Origin of the sequence: Rhizobium brockwellii (assembly GCF_000769405.2) — a bacterium.
GTDB lineage: Bacteria > Pseudomonadota > Alphaproteobacteria > Rhizobiales > Rhizobiaceae > Rhizobium > Rhizobium brockwellii.
On the sequence record NZ_CP053440.1, the window covers coordinates 882675 to 898703 of the forward strand.

9 protein-coding genes are annotated in these 16029 nt (G+C 60.6%); 5 read left to right on the forward strand and 4 right to left on the reverse strand.

Annotation, left to right across the window (positions count from 1 at the left end):
• The first annotated feature begins 141 nt into the window (after positions 1–141).
• Positions 142–1593: an NCS1 family nucleobase:cation symporter-1 gene (locus RLCC275e_RS27740; RefSeq protein ID WP_033183309.1), complete on the forward strand. Its 1452-nt coding sequence runs from the start codon at positions 142–144 to the stop codon at positions 1591–1593.
• A 68-nt stretch (positions 1594–1661) separates the two neighbouring features.
• Here the strand turns inward: RLCC275e_RS27740 and RLCC275e_RS27745 are convergent, their stop codons facing one another.
• Entirely contained in the window at positions 1662–3542 is a 1881-nt protein-coding gene (locus RLCC275e_RS27745; protein WP_033183308.1) for a HAMP domain-containing methyl-accepting chemotaxis protein, read from the reverse strand.
• 283 nt (positions 3543–3825) lie between these two features.
• Between RLCC275e_RS27745 and RLCC275e_RS27750 the strand changes: the two genes are divergently transcribed.
• Positions 3826–4869: a magnesium and cobalt transport protein CorA gene (locus RLCC275e_RS27750; protein WP_033183307.1), complete on the forward strand. Its 1044-nt coding sequence runs from the start codon at positions 3826–3828 to the stop codon at positions 4867–4869.
• A gap of 56 nt (positions 4870–4925) precedes the next feature.
• On the opposite strand, the gene RLCC275e_RS27755 is transcribed toward RLCC275e_RS27750, so the two are convergent.
• From RLCC275e_RS27755 to RLCC275e_RS27765, 3 genes are all read right to left on the reverse strand, one after another.
• Complete coding sequence (locus RLCC275e_RS27755) at positions 4926–5696, reverse strand: phosphotransferase enzyme family protein (protein ID WP_033183306.1); 771 nt, start codon at positions 5694–5696, stop codon at positions 4926–4928.
• A gap of 21 nt (positions 5697–5717) precedes the next feature.
• Positions 5718–6599, reverse strand: a complete 882-nt coding sequence (locus tag RLCC275e_RS27760; protein ID WP_033183305.1) for an MBL fold metallo-hydrolase — start codon at positions 6597–6599, stop codon at positions 5718–5720.
• A 107-nt stretch (positions 6600–6706) separates the two neighbouring features.
• Positions 6707–7090 carry a hypothetical protein gene (locus tag RLCC275e_RS27765; protein WP_033183499.1) on the reverse strand — a complete coding sequence of 128 codons (384 nt, stop codon included), beginning with the start codon at positions 7088–7090 and terminating at the stop codon, positions 6707–6709.
• Between the two features lie 208 nt (positions 7091–7298).
• Here RLCC275e_RS27765 and RLCC275e_RS27770 point away from each other — a divergent pair, with 208 nt between their 5' ends.
• The 3 genes from RLCC275e_RS27770 to glgB are packed head-to-tail and all read left to right on the forward strand — an operon-like array spanning position 7299 to position 16012.
• Positions 7299–10523 (forward strand): alpha-1,4-glucan--maltose-1-phosphate maltosyltransferase, encoded by a 3225-nt coding sequence (locus RLCC275e_RS27770; RefSeq protein WP_033183304.1) that lies wholly within the window; start codon positions 7299–7301, stop codon positions 10521–10523.
• The gene (gene treS / locus RLCC275e_RS27775; RefSeq protein WP_033183303.1) at positions 10524–13805 is read left to right on the forward strand and encodes a maltose alpha-D-glucosyltransferase; all 3282 of its coding nucleotides are present in this window, start codon (positions 10524–10526) and stop codon (positions 13803–13805) included.
• Complete coding sequence (gene glgB, locus RLCC275e_RS27780) at positions 13802–16012, forward strand: 1,4-alpha-glucan branching protein GlgB (RefSeq protein WP_033183302.1); 2211 nt, start codon at positions 13802–13804, stop codon at positions 16010–16012. The genes treS and glgB overlap by 4 nt, the downstream gene beginning before the upstream one ends.
• Positions 16013–16029 lie beyond the last annotated feature (17 nt).

Below are 16029 nucleotides of genomic sequence, written 5' to 3' on the forward strand. Positions count from 1 at the left end.
CTGAGGTAAGAGCGGCGATGGCTAATCCTCAGGCATCGTCAAGAGATGTGTACAATGTGACTATTAAATTGTCAGCTGCACAAATGAAGAGCAGACTTCCGCCTGTGGTCGATTTGGCCTCAAGGATAGGGGAGGGCATTCATGAGCGTACGAAATCCGTCTCCCTCGTTATACAACGAGGATCTTGCACCAGCCGAGGAGCGCAAATGGGGTGCATTCAGCATCTTTAACGTCTGGACATCAGACGTCCATAGCCTGTGGGGCTACTATCTGGCGGCGAGCCTGTTCCTGCTGTGTGGCAGCTTCGTCAATTTCGTCATCGCCATCGGCATCGGATCGCTGGTCATCTTCATTCTGATGAGCCTGGTCGGCAATGCCGGCGTGCGCACCGGCGTACCCTTTCCGGTTCTGGCGCGCGCCTCCTTCGGCACGTTCGGGGCGAACGTGCCGGCACTCGTCCGAGCGGTGGTCGCCTGCTTCTGGTATGGGGCGCAGACTGCCGCCGCATCCGGCGCCATCGTCGCCTTGCTGATCCGCAATGACAGCCTGCTTGCCTTTCACCAGAACAGCCACTTCCTCGGCCACTCGACACTCGAGGTCATCTGCTACGTCATCGTCTGGGGTCTGCAGTTGCTGATCATTCAGCGCGGGATGGAAACGGTTCGCAAGTTCCAGGATTGGGCCGGCCCGGCCGTCTGGATCATGATGCTGGTGCTCGCGGTCTATCTGGTCGTCAAGTCGGGCACTTTCTCCTTCGGGTCCGAAATCCCGCGCGACGTGCTGATCGAAAAGACCAAGGATGCGGGCGTGCCGGGTGAGCCTGGTTCGATTGCAGCGCTAGCTGCCGTGGCCGCCACCTGGATCACCTATTTCGCTGCACTTTACCTGAATTTCTGCGATTTTTCGCGCTACGCAACGAATGAAAAGGCGCTCAGGAAAGGCAACCTCTGGGGGCTCCCGATCAACCTCCTGGCCTTCTGCCTCGTTGCAGGCGTCACCACCACGGCCGCATTTACGGTCTACGGCGAGGTCTTGCTGCATCCCGAAATGATATCGGCAAAATTCGACAGCTGGTTCCTGGCGCTGCTTGCGGCGCTGACATTCGCCATCGCAACGCTTGGCATCAACGTTGTGGCGAACTTCGTGTCGCCGGCCTTCGACTTCGCCAATGTCTTCCCGCGCCAGATCAACTTCAAACGCGGCGGATATATCGCCGCATTGATCGCTCTCGTACTTTACCCGTTTGCTCCCTGGGAGACGGGTGCTGCGCATTTCGTCAATTTCATCGGATCGACGATGGGGCCGATCTTCGGCATCATGATGGTGGATTACTATCTGATCCGGAAGAGCCAGTTGAACGTCGAAGCGCTCTATCATGAGAATGGCGAATTCCGGTTCCAGAGCGGATGGCACGGCAATGCCTTCATCGCATTTGCGGTGGGTGTGCTGTTCTCCTCGATCCTGCCGACCTTCACCACCATCCTGCCGGACTGGTGGGGAACCTACGGCTGGTTCTTCGGCGTCGCCATCGGCGGGGCGATCTATTTCGTGTTGAGAATGGGCGCGCGGCGCAAACCGGCCTTCGCGTCCTGACCGAATAAAAATGCGCCCGGCAGTCGCCGGGCGCATTTTTATGTCGGGGTATCCTGTCGCCGCCCGTTTCAGCGACGAGCGGCAACTGCATGCATGGCTGCACGGGCCGTGGGCTGCGCCATCGTTCTCGCCGTCGAGCGAAGGGCCGAGGACTGACTGACCGCATCGTCGAGCCTGAACTGGGCGATGAGTTCGCGAAGCTTCTGGGCTTCCTGCGCGAGAGAATCGGACGCCGCGGTCGACTGTTGCACCATGGTCGCGTTCTGCTGCGTGGTCTGGTCCATCCGGTTGACCGCGACGTTGACTTCGCTGAGGCCGATGGACTGCTCTTTCGCAGAAGTGGCGATCGAATCCATATGGTGATTGATCTGGGTGATGAAGCCGCCGATGGTCTTCAAGGCCTGGCCGGTATCGCGCACCAGCTTGACCCCGCCTTCCACCTCCTTCGAGGAGTTCTGGATCAGGCCCTTGATTTCCTTGGCGGCACTTGCCGAGCGCTGGGCGAGTTCGCGCACTTCCTGGGCGACAACGGCGAAGCCCTTGCCGGCCTCGCCGGCTCTTGCCGCTTCCACGCCGGCATTGAGGGCGAGAAGGTTGGTCTGGAATGCAATTTCGTCGATGACGCTGATGATGTTGGAAATCTGCTGTGACGAGGTCTCGATGCGTTCCATAGCCTCTTCGGCGTGGGAAACGACCTCCGCGGAGACCCCGGCGCTGCGATTTGCCTCCGTGGCCACCGTGCGCGTCTCCTCGGTTCGCTTGCTGGAGTTCGACACATTCGCCGTGATCTCTTCCAGTGCAGCCGCCGTCTCTTCGAGAGAAGCCGCCTGCTGTTCCGTGCGCTTTGCAAGATCGCTCGCCCCGGAGGAGATTTCCCGCGTGCCTTCGTCGATCGTGCCGATGCTTTCGGAAATCGCTCTCAGCGTTGAGCCAAGTTGGGTGACGGACTGGTTGAAGTCATGACGTAGCGCCTCGAAGTCGGGAGCGAAAGTCTCGTTGAGCTGGAAGGCGAGATCGCCTCCGGCCAGCCGCTTCAAACCGGCGGCGAGACCCGAGGTGGCGATGCGCAGCCGCTCGGAGGCGTCAGCTTCCGCCTGCTGCTGGGCGGCAAGGCGATCGGCCTCCGCCCTGTTGCGGTTTTCGTCGGCTTCGATTGCCATTCGCTTGTTGGTGATCGCGGCCTGGCGAAAGATCTCCACCGCCCCCGCCATCGATCCGATTTCGTCGGCGCGGTCGGCAAACGGAATCTCCGAACCGGTGTCTCCCTCGGCCAGCCGCCGCATCGAGGCAGTGATGCCTGTAATCGGATTGGCGATGCCAGTCAGCACGAAGACGACGGCGCCGAGAACGAGCAATCCCGCAAAGCCGATCGCGGCAAACAGCTCGAATTCTATCGAGGCGAAGGTCTCCTTGCTGAGTTCGGCGGCCGTGTTGCTGCCGCTGACGTTCAGTTCGACCAGGGCCGCAGTTGCCTCCTTCAGCTTGTCCGAATAGGAGCGCATCTCGCCGCCCAGATATTGCCCCGCTTCTTCGGTCTTGTTGGCCCGGGAAAGGACGAGCAGCTGCGAGCTGCTGGCGATGTAACCACCAACACTCTCCTTGATCGTCTTGATCAGTTCGCGCTCGTGGTCGGATGATGCCAGCGGAAGATAGGCGTCCACCGCTTTGCCAACTGTATCCTCCGCGACTTTGATGGCTTCTTCGCGCGTTTTCTTTTCTGCATCCGACTGCGCGATGATGTGATCACGGTAGGCGAGGCGCAAATTCGTCATGGCGAGATTGATCGCCTGCGACGCCTGCACGCTAGGCAGCCAGTTGGTCGCAATTTCTTCGGTGGAGCCGTTCGTATTTCGAAGACCGTCGACCGCGAGATAAGCGACAAGCCCGAAAAGAAGAGCTATGCCGCTGAAAATCAACAGCAAACTCGATTTTATGTTTGGACGACGCATCGAAAATCCCCATCGAACGTCCGGCTTCATACCGGCTTGGCCAACGTCTTTTGTAACGAAAAAAATTTAACGATTTGTTCCATATGTAAAAACGCCGTTTACCAGTTTTCCCGAAAGCCATCGCCGTTTCCGCGCTCAGGCTCCCGATGAAGGCGCCTGGTCGGCCTCGCGCCGACGCGGTGATGCATGTTTTACGAAATAGCATTATGATCGGTTGAGCGCCTGACCGGCGGAGGGGCTGGCTGCGGATATGTGATCCGTGCGGAATGGAGGACGACGGGATTTGGAACGGCTGAAGGATCTGAATAGTGCTCTCGCGCCGGCTGGTGGCGGTTCCACATCGCCTCCGTATGAACGGCCCGGCGTCGTGGCTGCCGCTGTTTACCAGCATGGGCAACGCATTCGCGACATCAGGATAGAAGAGGCCGGCGAATGGCGAAGCCGGGAGAATGCCATCGTCTGGATCGGCCTGCACGAGCCGGATGAAGTGCTGCTCCATCAGGTCCAGGCCGAGTTCAATCTCCATGCCCTGGCGATCGAAGACGCGGCACAGCCGCACCAGCGCCCGAAGCTGGAGATTTACGGGGACGCGATGTTCATCGTCGCCCGGACCGCCCATATGAAAGATGACGAAATCATCTTCGGCGAAACGCATTTGTTCGTCGGTCGCGGTTATGTCGTCTCAGTTCGCCACGGAGACTCGTCCTCCTACCTCGCGGTGCGGCAGCGATGCGAGGCCACGCCGGCAGCATTGGCCCACGGCGAGAATTATATTCTCTATTCCATCCTCGATTTCATCGTCGACAACTACATGCCTGTCATCGAGGTCGTGCAGGAGGAGGTCGAGAAGCTCGAGGATCTCGTGCTGCGCGAACAGCTGGAAAAATCCGACATCGAGCGGCTTTACCTGCTGCGGCGCAAGCTGCTGCGGCTGCGCAATGCCGTGGTGCCGCTTGTGGACGTCTGCCGGCGGTACGAGCATATCGATCTTCCCGGCATGGATCCGACGCTGCAGTCGCTGTTTCGCGATGTGACCGATCACGTGCGCCGGGTTCAGGAAGATATCGATGCGTTGCGCGAGGTCCTTGCCTTCGCCTTCGAGGCCAGCGTGATGATCGGCCAGACGGAGCAGACGGCGATCGCCCGCAAGCTCGCCGCCTGGGCGGCAATCCTCGCCGTTCCCACCGCGATCGCCGGTATCTACGGGATGAACTTCAGCGATATGCCGGAACTGAAAACCCAGTACGGTTATTTCGTCGTGCTTGGCGTCATCGTCACCTTGTGCTTGGGCCTCTTCGGTTTCTTCCGTCGGAAGAAGTGGCTCTAGATATGGGGCGCGGAGGACATGTACGGGGTATGCGGGAAACCGGTTCGCGAGGCGCGTCAGCACAGAGCGCTTAGCAGTCGATCCCGATGCCTTCTGATATAGTCGATATCGCTCAAATACAGCCGTGCGTCTCCGGCAACCACGTCCTCCACGAATGTCTCATCTCCGGCCGCGGCATTTGCCAGCATGAAATCGACGAGCGCCTGAAGCCGCCGGCAGATCATGTCGGGGAGCTGGAGCCGATCTTCTCCTGTCGCCCCATATGCCGTGCAGAAGATTTCCGCTCGGCGCAGCTGTTCGTCGAGACCGAAGGTCACGTGCGGATTGGCGGGATCGGAAAGCGGCGCCCAGCGATAAACCGAATAGGCCAGATCCCATATGCGCGGCGCGGGATGGGCGGTGTCGAAATCGATGATCCCGACAGCCGCATGGTCTGCCGTGGCGACGTTATAGGGCGCGTAATCTCCGTGGCATACGATCTCGTACGGTTCCTGCGGCGGCAGCATCCAAGTCTGGACCTCGCGATCCGATTCCAGAAAGCCTTGAGATGCCGAATGAAAATTGCGCAGAAGATTGGCCGCGGAAAGCAGCATGCGCTCCGATCCGACAAACTGGTCGCTCAAGTCTTCGCAGACACGCCCGGCGACATAACTGACGACTTCCTGGTTCCCGGTTATTTCAATGGGATCAGGAGCTCCCGGAAAGCCTCTGCCTCTCAGATGGCCCAAGAACCGGTGCACCGTCGGCGTCCACGCGCCGGAAGGCCTGATCACGGTATCGCCGTCACGCCAGATCTGCCCGGCTCGTCCGCCCTCCAACAATTTCATTTTCCGGTCTCCAGACGTCCTCTATGCGAATTTCAGTTTTTCGAGATGGGCCTGAACCGTGGCGCCAAGGTTTGTCTCATGGCAGGTCCGGTAGAACGCCACCACGTCGGAAGGCATTCCGTCGGGGATGGGGACGAAGTCCTCAAGCCCCAGGCCGCTTGAACTGCCGAGTTGCGGATCGGCCAGCTGGCTCTCGCTCAAACTGCCGACACGATCGGCCAGGGCTTGGAAATAGGCGAGGTTCTCATCCACCGCCGAAGGGGAGTAAGTCCGGCCATGCGCTGGGATGATCAGTCTTGCATCCAGGTCACGTATCCGCTCAAGCGAGGAACGGATAAGGCGGAGATCATCAGCACTTTTGCTCCAGACTTCGGGAACGGGATACTCCACCGCGTCGACGGCCAGGCAGATGCGAAGTTCGGGAATCCATACGGCGATATGGTCGGGCGTGTGTCCCGGCGTATGAATGAGGTCCAGCGTCAGATCGCCGCCGTTGAGGGTCATCGAGCCTGTGAACGTGATATCGGGACCGATGAGGTCGACATTCTGAAACCTCGAATCCTGGCTCGCCTTGTCCCTCAGGACCTCGCGTGTGGAAGGGTCGCGTAAACGGTCAAGCGCGGCGGCATGCGCGATAATCGGCGCGCGCCCGGCGATGGCGGCATTCCCCCAGAAATGATCCCAATCCATGTGCGAATTGATGACGATCAGCGGACGGGTGTTCGTCTGTTCCTCGAGCAGGTCCAGCGCCGCCATGCAGAGTTCGGGCGTTCCGAGCGTATCGATCAGCACATTGAACCTTTCGGTCCGGACGAACATGGCATCAACCTCATCCCCCGCCCTGACGATCACGATCCGATCATCGAGTTCGGGATATGAGCACAATTCCACCGATGGATTCACGTCTGGTTGCCTCTATTTCAAACGCAGTGATTTCATTCGGATACATCAAGTCTCTTTCGGGCGCCTGATCTTTCAGAACGGTGCGGGCCGGCGGCGGGGCTTCCCGTCTAATTTGGCTTCCGCTCCACCGGAACATGTACATCCCAACGTCTCATCACGGCGTTCGGCACTGCGGCTGTGCATATCACCATGACGCTCAGTTTCGAGCGGCCATAGCTCTTCGGTGTCCACTGTGTTTCGAGCGGGACCGCGCATCGGGGAACCAGAATCTTCAGGTTCGGCTCCTGCACGTCCCATTGCTGCTGCCCCTTGGCGTTCTCGTGCGAAATGAAGCGCCTGGCCTCCTCGCGGATTTCGAACAGACCATGCGTGTGCTCGGTGGAGCGATCGGTGTCGATGCTCCAGGAGGCCAGGCACATCGCGCAAGCCGACAGGGCCGCGGTGAGGAGTGTCGATCGAAGCTGTGCGCCGTCAGCGGCCAAATGGGTCATCCTCCCGGGGAGGGGAAGACTACCCAAATACGGTATGCCTTCAAGGGTTCTCTTCAGAAACAAGCGCCTTTGATGCTCGAACGAAACGCGTCCCATCGATCCCGCGTCAATGCGGTCGACGATGTCCAGCGCATCGTGATTGGCAGTTTCGGTGGAACAACCTCCGCCAAGAAAAGTTTGCCTCTAAAGCAACTCGAGGCGGCGGACGATGTCATTTTCTGCGAACCAGGGTGTGTTGAGCACCCCACCCCGGATCTATTATGTCAATCCACTCCTTCTTCAGGGTGTCGATGCGTGGCGCGAGGTTTTCGACCATGCGGCGGATACGGGTTTCGACCGTGTGCTGACGGCGCCGCTCTTTGACCGGGGCGGGGAGCGTAGCGTCTTTGCCTTCCAGGATCTGGGCCGCCTCGATCCTCAACTGTCGCTCGGAAGCGCAGTCAAGGATGGGGTGGGACACCTGGCGGAGGCTGCCGGCAAGAGCGGCGTCTCCTTGATGATGGACCTGATGCTCGACGGTAAGGCCCGGGATCCCAAGGCGGGCTTTCATCCCGTCGATCCGAGGCGCTCGCCGTTGGACCCGGCGGAATCCATGACTGCTATGGGGGCGGAGTCTCAATCCAGGCTGTTGGAAGAATGGACCGAACGGCTGCGAGAACTGGCCGGTCTCGGTATCTCCGGCTACCGGGCGCTCGGGATCGATCGCATTGCGCCGGCGGTTTTCAAATCCCTGATTGCGGCGGCTCGCGAGAAGGCGGACGTCCATTTTTTCGCCTGGACGCCCGGCACTGATTTTGGCTCCAGGGCCGCGGTCAAGGATACAGGCTTCGACGGATGTTTTTCATCGATGGCTTGGTGGGATTTTGATGAGAGATGGTTCATCGAAGAACACCGCGTCCAGACGCAGCTTGGCTGGCAGATCGCTTTTCCGGAGCCGCCCTTCGCCAGGAGGATCGCCCACGGAACCGAGAGTCGCGAAATCCTCGAACGGCGCGCCATAAGGGCGCTGCGCCTGGCTGCCTCACTCGGCGGAGGCCTGATGGTTCCGATGGGCTTCGAATATGGCGCATCCGCGCCGCTCGATCCGACCCATGGGAATGGAGCCGGCTTGCGGGGGCTGCGCCATGATCTTACTTTCGATATCTCCTCCGAAATTCGCCTTGCGAACACCGAGATCGGTAAGAAACCCCATGTGCCGACCTCATCGCTTCGGCTCATCCGCAACGCCAACGGAACGGTCTCAGGGCTGCTGCAGGCTGAGGTGGAAGACCTTCGTAGCACTGAGAATGTGCGGTTCATCCTGCTCAACAGGGACCTTCGGAAAAGTGCGCCCGCTCCGGTGACCGCACTGCGCGAAGCGGCTTCCGGTTTTCTTCCCGCCGCAGCCGACGGCACGGCTCTGCGGCTGCGGGCAGGGGAGACCCTGGTGGTCGAAGGCAAGGCGCCGGCACCGATCACATCCCGACCGATCCTCGACGTCGCGCAGGCGATAGCATCACCGCGGCTCGCCATCGAAAACATCACGCCGCAAGTCGATCACGGGCGCTTTCCCGTCAAGCGGGTGGTCGGCGACATCCTCACCGTCGAGGCGGATATATTCGCCGACGGACATGACCCAATCGCCGCGGTCCTGCTCTGGCGGCCGCTCGATGCGGCGGATTGGAACGAGACGGAGATGCAATTGGTCGAAAACGACCGCTGGCGCGCCGAATTCCTGCTGGAACGCATCGGACGCTATGAATTTGCCATCGAGGCATGGAAGAATCCGTTTGCGATTTTTCGCTACGAGCTGACGAAGAAGAACGATGCCAGGCTGGACCTGAAGCTCGAACTCCAGGAGGGGATAAAGCTCGTCCGCTCGGCCGAGATGCATGCCGGCGCAACGCTCAGCGCCGAATTAAAAGCGCTGCTCGCCAATCTCGAAAGCGCCTCGGATGCCGAGCGAACGGCGATCCTGCTCGATGCCGGAACATCCGAGTTGATGAACAAGGCGGACAGGCGGCCGTTTCGGCTTCGCTCGACGGCAAGCGCCGTCGATGCCGAACGCAAGGAGGCTGCCTTTGCCAGCTGGTACCAGATCTTCCCGCGCTCGCAGAGCGGCGATCCGGACCGGCACGGCACTTTCGACGACGTCATCCTGCGACTGCCCGCCATCCGCGACATGGGCTTCGACGTGCTCTATTTCCCGCCGATTCATCCGATCGGCTCGACCAACCGGAAAGGCCGCAACAACAGCTTGAAAGCCGGGCCAGATGACCCCGGAAGTCCCTATGCCATCGGCTCCGAGGACGGCGGCCATGACGCCATCCATCCCGCGCTCGGCGAGTTCGAGGATTTCCGCCGGCTGGTCGAGGCGGCAGGCCGGCATGGCCTGGAGATCGCTCTCGACCTCGCGATCCAGGCGTCGCCGGATCACCCCTGGCTGAAGGAGCATCCCGGCTGGTTCGACTGGCGTCCCGACGGCACGATCAAATATGCCGAAAATCCGCCGAAGAAATACGAGGACATCGTCAACGTCGATTTCTACACGAAAGACGCGCTGCCTTCGCTGTGGGTGGAGCTCAGGGATGTCGTCCAGCTTTGGGTGGACCAGGGCGTCAAGCTGTTTCGCGTCGACAATCCGCACACGAAGCCCTTTCCGTTCTGGGAATGGCTGATCGGCGATATCAGGGGCCGTCATCCCGATGTTGTCTTCCTCTCGGAAGCCTTCACCAAGCCGAAGGTGATGTACCGGCTGGCAAAGATCGGCTTCTCCCAGTCCTACACTTACTTCACCTGGCGCAATGCCAAGTGGGAGCTCGAGCAATATATGCGGGAGCTGACCGAGACGGCGCCGAAAGAATTCTTCCGCCCGCATTTCTTCGTCAACACCCATGATATCAATCCGGATTTCCTGCAGAACGCGCCGCGCCCGGCCTTCCTGATCCGCGCAGCGCTTGCCGCTACTCTTTCGGGATTGTGGGGCGTCTATAATGGTTTCGAACTTTGCGAGGGGCGTCCCGATGCCAAGCGCAAGGAATATGCCGACAGCGAGAAATACGAGATCCGCGCCTGGGACTACGACCGGCCGGGCAATATCATTGCCGAAATCAGGACGCTCAATCGGATCCGGAACGAAAACGCCGCGCTGCATTCACATCTCGGGCTGACGCTGCTGAACGCGCGAAATGACAATATCCTGTTTTTCGAGAAGACAAGCCGCGCCCGCGACAATGTCCTACTGATCGCCATCAGCCTCGACCCCCACAATTTCCAGCAGAGCGAGGTCGAGCTGCCGCTTTGGCACTGGTCGCTCGGAGACGGCGGCACGTTGGATGCCGAAGATCTGATCGGCGGTCATCGTTTCAAGTGGACCGGCAAATGGCAGAGCATCAGTCTCAATCCTGAGGTCCTGCCCTATGCGATCTGGCGTATTCGCTCAACGGAGGCATGAATGGACACGATGAATGCAGATAGCGCGTCGCAGCCGCTCTGGTACAAGGATGCAATTATCTACCAGCTGCACATCAAGTCGTTCTACGACGCCAATGGTGACGGGGTTGGCGACTTTGCCGGCTTGCACCAGAAGCTCGATCACATCGCAGCCCTGGGCGTCAATGCCATTTGGCTTTTGCCTTTCTTTCCCTCTCCGCGTCGCGACGACGGCTACGACATCGCCGACTATGGCAGCGTCAGCCCCGATTACGGGACGGTGGAGGATTTCCGGGCTTTCGTCGACGCCGCCCACCAGCGCAATATCCGCGTCATCATCGAGCTCGTCATCAACCACACCTCCGATCAGCATCCCTGGTTCCAGCGCGCCCGCGAGGCGCCGGCAGGGTCGCCGGAGCGCGACTTCTATGTCTGGTCCGATACCGATCAGAAATTTCCGGAAACGCGCATTATTTTCATCGATACGGAAAAATCCAACTGGACATGGGACGCCGTCGCCGGCGCCTATTACTGGCACCGCTTCTATTCCCATCAACCCGACCTCAATTTCGACAGTCCCCTTGTCATGGAGGAATTGCTGAGGGTGATGCGCTTCTGGCTGGAAACCGGCATCGACGGTTTTCGTCTCGACGCGATCCCTTACCTCGTCGAGCGCGAGGGGACGATCAACGAAAACCTGCCGGAAACCCACGCGATCCTCAAACGCATACGCGCCGCGCTCGATGCAACCCATCCCGGCGTGATGCTGCTTGCCGAGGCCAATCAATGGCCAGAGGACACGCGCGAATATTTCGGAGAGGGTGATGAATGCCATATGGCCTTCCATTTCCCGCTAATGCCGCGCATGTATATGGCCATCGCCAAGGAGGATCGATTTCCGATCACCGATATCCTGCGCCAGACGCCGGAGATTCCAGACAATTGCCAATGGGCGATCTTCCTTCGCAACCACGACGAGCTGACGCTCGAAATGGTGACCGACGCCGAGCGGGATTATCTCTGGGAGACCTACGCATCCGATAAACGTGCCCGCATCAATCTCGGCATAAGGCGGCGCCTGGCGCCATTGATGGAGCGCGACCGCCGGCGGATCGAGCTGATGAACGCGCTTCTTCTCTCGATGCCGGGAACGCCGGTGATCTATTACGGTGACGAGATCGGCATGGGCGATAATATCTATCTCGGCGACCGGGATGGGGTGAGGACGCCGATGCAATGGTCTCCGGACCGCAATGGCGGTTTCTCCAGGGCAGATCCGGCGCGTCTCGTTCTGCCGCCTGTCGCCGACCCGCTGTATGGCTTTGAAGCCGTCAACGTCGAGGCACAGAGCACGGACGCGCATTCGCTGCTCAACTGGACGCGCAGAATGTTGGCGTTGCGCGGCAGGCATCCGGCCTTCGGGCGTGGCACGCTGCGGTTCCTTTCACCGGAAAATCGCAAGATCCTTGCCTATCTCAGGGAGTATGAAGGCGAGGTCTTGCTTTGTGTTGCCAGTCTCTCGCGGCTGCCCCAGGCCGTCGAACTCGACTTGTCGAGCTTCGAGGGGCGCGTTCCTATTGAACTGACCGGCATGTCGCCGTTTCCGCCGATCGGCCAGTTGACCTATCTCCTGACCTTGCCGCCCTACGGTTTCTTCTGGTTCCAGCTGACGGCTGATGCCGACCCGCCGGCGTGGCGCACTGCACCGCCGGAACAGCTTCCCGATCTGTTGACGATGGTCATCCGGCGTAGCCTGCTCGACCTCGTGGATGAACCGGGTCATGCACGCATCCTGAGCGGCGAAATCTTGCCCGCCTATCTCTCCAGGCGGCGATGGTTCGGGGCAAAGGACCAGCCGCTTCAGTCCGCCCGACTGGTCTCCGCGACACCCATCCCATTCGCCGACGGCGTCGTCCTCGGCGAGCTGGAGGTCGTGCTGCCGAACCACAGCGAATCCTACCAACTGCCGCTCACGGTCGCCTGGGACGATGCGCACCCTTCCGCGCTTGCCCAGCAGCTTGCGCTTGGGAGGATTCGCCAAGGTAGACGCGTTGGTTTCCTCACAGATGGATTTGCCGTGGAGGCAATGGCGCGCGGCATTCTGCACGGACTTCGCGACCGCTCGCGCACCACCGGCCGGACCGGCACGCTCGAATTTCTTGGGACAGAACAGCTCGACAGTCTCGATATTTCAGACGAGCTGCCGGTGCATTGGCTATCGGCTGAACAGTCCAACAGCTCGCTGCTCGTCGGCGACGTAGCGATGATCAAACTGATCAGGCACATCTTCCCGGGCATCCATCCGGAAGTCGAGATGACGCGCTATCTCACCCGCGCCGGCTATGACCACACGGCGCCTCTGCTCGGCGAGGTGGCGCATACCGATTCCAGCGGACGCCGGTCGACCTTGATCATCGTCCAGGGTGCGATCCGCAATCAGGGCGACGCCTGGAACTGGATGCTGAACAATCTGCGCCGCGGGGCCGACGAACTGGTTCTCAACGATCCGGCGGTCCAACCAGACGACGACGTTTTCCAGTCGCTGATCAGCTTCGTCGCGATGGTCGGCCTGAGGCTCGGCGAATTGCATGTCGTGCTCGCTGCGAAGACCGAGGACGAGGCCTTCAGCCCGGTGGTATCAGGCGACAAAGAGGTCGAGGCGATGAAGAAGGCCGTTTCCGGCGAAGTCGCCTATGCCATGTCGAAGCTTGACGAACGCGAGCAGAATGCCGACCCCGCAATCGACTTGCTCGCAAAGCCGCTTCTCGAGCGTCGTTCCGAACTCGCAGAGCTCGCCGGGACGATGGCGGAGAGCTGCCGCCATACGCTGATGACACGCACGCATGGCGACTTCCATCTTGGCCAGATCCTTGTCAGCGAGGGTGATGCCGTCATTATCGACTTCGAGGGCGAGCCGGCGAAAAACCTGAACGAGCGCCGCGCCAAGACAAATCCGCTGCGTGATGTCGCCGGGCTTTTGAGATCGCTGAGCTACCTCGTGGCCACCGCCCAGCTCGATAACGATGCGGTCATCGAACACGACAACGAGGTCCGCCGTGAGGCGATCGCCCGCTTCGGGCGCAATGCCGAGGAGGCCTTTCTGGATGCCTATTCGCAGGCGGTCTCCGTATCGAAGGAGCTTGACATGCCACCCGATCAAAGACGGAGCGTTCTCGATGCCTTTCTTCTCGAAAAGGCCGCCTACGAGATCGCCTATGAAGCCCGCAACAGACCGAAATGGCTTCCGATCCCGCTATCCGGCTTTACCGAAATCGTAGCGCGTCTGACGGGGGTCACGGCATGAATGTTGAGCGCTCGGAACTCCTGGCGGGCATCGGACAGGATGCGCTATGGGCCTTGATCGAGGGGCGCCACGGCGATCCCTTTTCGATCCTCGGTCCCCACCAAAGCGGCGGCATGACGATCGTGCGGGTGTATCTGCCCGGCTCCGAAGCGGTCGATCTCATCGATGCGACGAGCGGCCGGGTGGTGACGCCGTTCAGCATAGCCCATCCGTCCGGCCTGTTCGCGGCAGCAGCCGCGTCGAGGACGGGATACCGGCTGCGGATCACATGGCCGGATGCCGTGCAGATCACCGAGGACCCCTACAGTTTCGGCCTGCTGCTCGGAGAGCTCGACCTTCATCTGATATCGGAGGGCACCCACTATAGTCTGGGCCGGACGCTCGGCGCAGTTGATATGTCGATCGACGGGATATCGGGTGTTCGTTTCGCCGTCTGGGCCCCAAATGCCCGCCGCGTCTCGGTCGTCGGCGACTTCAACGCCTGGGATGGGCGGCGAAACCCGATGCGGCTGAGACCGTCGGCGGGCGTCTGGGAGCTGTTTATTCCGCGCCTCGCCCCCGGCGAAAGATACAAGTTCGAGATCGTCGATGCGCAAGGGACTTGTCTGCCGCAGAAGGCCGACCCGGTGGCGAGGGCGAGCGAGGCCGCCCCTTCGACCGCTTCCATTGTCGCATCGTCGACGCCGTTTCGATGGACCGATGACGGTTGGATGAAGGGACGGTCCCGGCAAGACAGGCTGGAGGGCGCGTTCTCCGTCTATGAGGTGCACGCCGGCTCCTGGCTTCGCGACCAAAAGGACGGCAACAGGTCGCTCGACTGGGTCGAACTCAGCCAGCGACTGGTTCCCTATGTCAGCGACATGGGCTTTACCCATATCGAGCTGATGCCAATCATGGAGTATCCGTTCGGTGGGTCCTGGGGCTATCAGCCACTCGGGCTGTTTGCCCCGACCGGCCGATATGGGACGCCTGAGGATTTCGCCTATTTCATCGACCGGTGCCATGGCGCCGGGCTCGGTGTCATCCTCGACTGGGTGCCGGCCCATTTTCCCACAGACGTCTGGGGGCTCGCCCGCTTCGACGGCAGCGCGCTCTACGAGCACGAAGATCCGCGCGAAGGCTTTCACCGCGACTGGAACACGCTGATCTACAATCTCGGCCGCAACGAGGTGAAAGGGTTCCTTATCGCCAGCGCGCTGGAATGGCTGGAGCGCTACCATATAGACGGTTTGCGGGTCGACGCCGTGGCTTCGATGCTTTACCGCGACTACAGCCGCAACGAGGGCGAGTGGATCCCGAACCAGTATGGCGGCCGCGAGAATCTGGAAGCGGTCGAATTCTTCAAGCACCTGAACAGCATCATTCACGAGCGCTGCCCGCACGCGATGACGATCGCCGAGGAATCGACGGCCTGGCCCGGGGTGACAAAGCCGCCGGAGCAGGGGGGGCTGGGCTTCGACATCAAATGGAACATGGGCTGGATGCATGACAGCCTGAGCTACATCGAGAAGGATCCGATTTACCGGAGCTACGCCCATGGCACGATGACCTTCGGCATGATCTATGCCTATTCCGAGCGCTTCATTCTGCCGATTTCACATGACGAGGTCGTCTACGGAAAGGGCTCGCTGCTGACGAAGATGCCGGGCGACGAATGGCAGAAATTCGCCAATCTGCGCAGCTATCTCGCGTTCATGTGGGGTCATCCCGGCAAGAAGCTCTTGTTCATGGGGAGCGAAGTCGCCCAGCCGGGCGAGTGGAACCATGATGGTTCGGTGACCTGGGATGTGCTGGACCGGCCCCAGCATGTGGGGATCCAGCGGCTGGTGAGGGATCTGAACGGCCTCTACGCAGACGAGCCGGCATTGCAATTCGGCGACTTTCATCCGGAGGGCTTCGAATGGGCGGCAGCCGACGACGCCGTCAATTCCGTGCTCGGGATGCTGCGTTATGCACGCGATCGCGCTTCGTCGATGCTGGTCATGTCGAATTTCACGCCGGTGCCGCGTTATGGCTACAGGATCGGCGTGCCCAGTGACGGTGTGTGGATCGAGAAGATGACGACAGATGCGCGGGAATATGGCGGCTCCGGCCTGGTCAACGGCGCGGTGTCGACCGAACCGGTGCCCGCCCATGGCAGACGGGTCTCCCTGTCACTGACGCTGCCGCCGCTATCGACGATCTTTCTGCAAGGGCCGTCGCCCTGACGGCGCGGCCGCGGAAC

Bases quoted from the DNA above. Each gene is read 5' to 3' on its own strand.
- RLCC275e_RS27740 (WP_033183309.1), top strand. From the start codon at position 142: ATGAGCGTACGAAATCCGTCTCCCTCGTTATACAACGAGGATCTTGCA.
- RLCC275e_RS27745 (WP_033183308.1), bottom strand. From the start codon at position 3,542: ATGCGTCGTCCAAACATAAAATCGAGTTTGCTGTTGATTTTCAGCGGC.
- RLCC275e_RS27755 (WP_033183306.1), bottom strand. From the start codon at position 5,696: ATGAAATTGTTGGAGGGCGGACGAGCCGGGCAGATCTGGCGTGACGGC.
- RLCC275e_RS27765 (WP_033183499.1), bottom strand. From the start codon at position 7,090: ATGACCCATTTGGCCGCTGACGGCGCACAGCTTCGATCGACACTCCTC.
- RLCC275e_RS27770 (WP_033183304.1), top strand. From the start codon at position 7,299: ATGTCATTTTCTGCGAACCAGGGTGTGTTGAGCACCCCACCCCGGATC.
- treS (WP_033183303.1), top strand. From the start codon at position 10,524: ATGGACACGATGAATGCAGATAGCGCGTCGCAGCCGCTCTGGTACAAG.
- glgB (WP_033183302.1), top strand. From the start codon at position 13,802: ATGAATGTTGAGCGCTCGGAACTCCTGGCGGGCATCGGACAGGATGCG.